This is a genomic window from Persicitalea sp. (genome assembly GCF_041751555.1).
GTDB lineage: Bacteria > Bacteroidota > Bacteroidia > Cytophagales > Spirosomataceae > Persicitalea.
In genome coordinates, this window is the sequence record NZ_JBGSXF010000047.1 from 1 (window position 1) to 2,920 (window position 2,920).

Below are 2,920 nucleotides of genomic sequence, written 5' to 3' on the forward strand. Positions count from 1 at the left end.
TTCAAATGAGTGCCATCGCATCAGCAGGCATCGTTGATCTTGACTTTCCCATCGTATGAAGTTTGTCTGTTACTACCGGGTGTCGACCAAAGGGCAGGGGCGCAGCGGGCTGGGCCTGGGCGACCAGCGCTCCATCGTCGAACGCTACCTGCGGAACGAAGACGAGCTATTGGGGGAGTTCACCGAGATCGAGTCGGGCCGCAAGGGCGACCGGCCCAAACTGCAGGAGGCTATCCGCGCCTGCCAGCAGCACCGGGCAAAGCTGCTGATCGCCAAACTCGACCGGCTGAGCCGCAACGTGGGCTTCGTGATGACGCTGCGGGATTCGGGCGTGGACTTCGTGGCCTGCGACCTGCCCGATGCCAACACGCTGACGGTGGGCATGATGGTGACCTTCGCCCAGTACGAGGCCGAGCGCACCTCCGAACGCACCCGGGCGGCCCTGGCCCAGAAGAAAGCCCAAGGCTTTAAACTGGGTAAGCCCGAAAACCTGACGCCGGCGGCCATCGAACGGGGAAGGCTGGTGCGCACCACTAACGCCCGGCAGAACAAGGCGAACGTGCAGGCCACGGAGCTGGCCCAGTTCTACCGCAGTGCGGGGCTGACCTACGCGCAGATCGCCGACCGGCTGAACCGGATGCACTACCTGACCCGTCGCTCGAAGTCATTCGAGGGCAAGGCCGTTTACCGGCTGCTCAAGCGCCAGGAACAGGAAACGGGGGTAGCAGTAGGTGCAGATACGGATGCTTGCGATTAAGCCACTGAATCGTCGGGTTCGCAATTGTGTGTCGTTTCTTTTTGCAAACAACAGGGTGAAACAAATGGTCTTTTGTTTAAAGAAGTTCCGAGGAGGGTGGGCGATGTTTCATTCAATTGAACTTTTTTATGTACTAGCAGCCCTCCTTTAAAAGCCCCCGACGATCAGGTCGGGGGCTTTTTTTGTTTCTAATACAGTATTGAAAAATGAATTATGAATAATATGTGACCAAAAGATAAAAATAAGGTATAGGTTTGTATAATCTTTTACTACACACACACTTGCGGCTCGGGATTGATTCCTTCAATTCCGGGCCTTTTTTCTGCGCGCTTACCTTTTCTGCTACACTTTTGCCCCTACCATCCTCCCTGCCAAGGCACTCTCATGAGTGCCTTTTTTGCGTTTTTAAGCCTCAAAAAACTTTCATTCGCTTCGGCGATCCGATTCCAAAAAAATAAACGATTAGTAGAGTTGTTAATCCGTTCTGTATGAAGATCTTTATATCAGTTAACAATCACTATTTCAGTCACTTAATCATTCTAAGCAAATGGAAAATGTAAGCGCAAAAGGTCGGACGGTAGCCACGAAATCGCGGGCTCGGAAGTCAAACAAGGTGGAGCGGTTGAGTTCTAAAAAGAACCCACACCAGGTAGTGAAGAAAGCGGCCAAGCCCAAGAAAACCGAGGTTCAGGCGAGCGTCGCACCGGCGGTGGTGGCTGCAACGGTCGAGCCGGTCGCTCAGCCGGTGGCAGAAAACAAGAGCCTGCGGAACATGGAGCGCTTCCTGGAAGCGACGGGTAAGACCCAGCAGGACTACTTCGGGAGGTTTACAACATTCCGGGAAAATGTTTCAGATTACTGGACATGAGATGGTTTTAGTAAAAAGCGGCTGGTCCGTGGTAAATTTGTGTTCGCTAAAACTTTTCGACTTACCCCTATGGCCAAGCCGCTTTTCACCAAATGTAGAAGGTTCTTTCCTGATCTGCCAGAACATGTCTTCCGAAATTTAATGCTGGTCTGCTCAGCCATTGTTTTGGCCCGGTCCACCAATCTAAACGTCCTGAAAGATTACCTACCCCAACTTCTGGACAATGATCGCACCAAAGCAGTTTCGCACTACAAGCGGCTCATCCGCTTCTTTCGTTTGTCAACACCTAATCGACTAGTAATCTGTATACTTCAATTCGTTTTTCGGCTCTTTCAAAGCCGCTTCACCCATCTGATCCTGGACGCCACAACTTGGCGAGTGGGCCGCAAACCGATCCACTTGCTAACCCTGTGCATTCTCTATCGGGATACCGCCATTCCTATCTATTGGCTTCAACTCAATAAGAAAGGTCACAGCAGCGAGGTGGAACGACAGCAATTGATGACCGAAGCATTGCTTTACTACCGCTTGCAGGGTAAAATCCTGTTGGCAGACCGAGAGTACATTGGCGAGAAGTGGTTGCGCTATCTCTATACAGAAGGTATTGATTTTGTGATCCGGCTCAGTGCAGGCTGTTACCGACTGCCCGTCAGCACGGCTCCTGGCCCCGTTTATTCAAAGCTGAGCCGGCAGGCCCTCCGCCGCAAGCGGGGCGTTATCAAACAGTTCATGCTGAACGGGTGTTCGCTGTCAATCGTGATGCTCAGGAACCCGAAAAACGATCCTGACGAGCCTCTTTTGTACTTTATTTCCAGCCTGGTCAATAAAGTTAAGATCACGGAGTCTTACCGACGTCGTTGGAGAATCGAGACGTGCTTCAAACATCTGAAAACGCAGGGATTTAACATCGAGGACCTCAATTTTAAAGATGACGGCAAAATCACACTGCTCATTGCCATTGTAGTGATGGCTTACGTACTGTCCCTTCGTGAGGCATTTGAGAGCGGCTCACTGAAACAAAAGGTATACCGGGACGGTAGCTCATCGATGGCCGTATCGTTCTTTCGTCAGGGCATCACCAATTTGCGCCGTCACGTCCAGTCACTGGTGATATTTATCCGCTATTTGGAAACTATCGCCCAAAAGCTCATAACGCCTAAATGGGTCTATGTCCAGTAATCTGCCCGCTCAACCTAACGGAAACGGATTTGGCTATTAACCAACGCTTTCTGTTTAAGAGCACTGTAAATCTTCAAATATAAACCGAATACATGAGCCAAGACTCAAATAGCACC

The 2,920-nt window shown here is 51.0% G+C and carries 3 protein-coding genes; all 3 read left to right on the forward strand.

Features of this window, described 5'->3' with window-relative positions; all coding sequences use genetic code 11:
• Nucleotides 1-55 precede the first annotated feature (55 nt).
• The 3 genes from ACEW8P_RS01490 to ACEW8P_RS01500 all read left to right on the forward strand — a co-directional run bounded on the left by ACEW8P_RS01490 (nucleotide 56) and on the right by ACEW8P_RS01500 (nucleotide 2,804).
• Nucleotides 56-757: a recombinase family protein gene (locus ACEW8P_RS01490; RefSeq protein ID WP_373511343.1), complete on the forward strand. Its 702-nt coding sequence runs from the start codon at nucleotides 56-58 to the stop codon at nucleotides 755-757.
• A gap of 547 nt (nucleotides 758-1,304) precedes the next feature.
• A complete protein-coding gene (locus ACEW8P_RS01495; protein ID WP_373511344.1) occupies nucleotides 1,305-1,625 on the forward strand; it encodes a hypothetical protein in 321 nt (106 codons plus the stop codon).
• 141 nt (nucleotides 1,626-1,766) lie between these two features.
• Nucleotides 1,767-2,804: a transposase gene (locus ACEW8P_RS01500; protein WP_373511345.1), complete on the forward strand. Its 1,038-nt coding sequence runs from the start codon at nucleotides 1,767-1,769 to the stop codon at nucleotides 2,802-2,804.
• The last annotated feature ends 116 nt before the right edge of the window (nucleotides 2,805-2,920 follow it).

What these genes read in the sequence shown, in the direction of transcription:
- ACEW8P_RS01490 (WP_373511343.1), top strand. Translation starts at nt 56, where the DNA reads ATGAAGTTTGTCTGTTACTACCGGGTGTCGACCAAAGGGCAGGGGCGC.
- ACEW8P_RS01495 (WP_373511344.1), top strand. Translation starts at nt 1,305, where the DNA reads ATGGAAAATGTAAGCGCAAAAGGTCGGACGGTAGCCACGAAATCGCGG.
- ACEW8P_RS01500 (WP_373511345.1), top strand. Translation starts at nt 1,767, where the DNA reads ATGCTGGTCTGCTCAGCCATTGTTTTGGCCCGGTCCACCAATCTAAAC.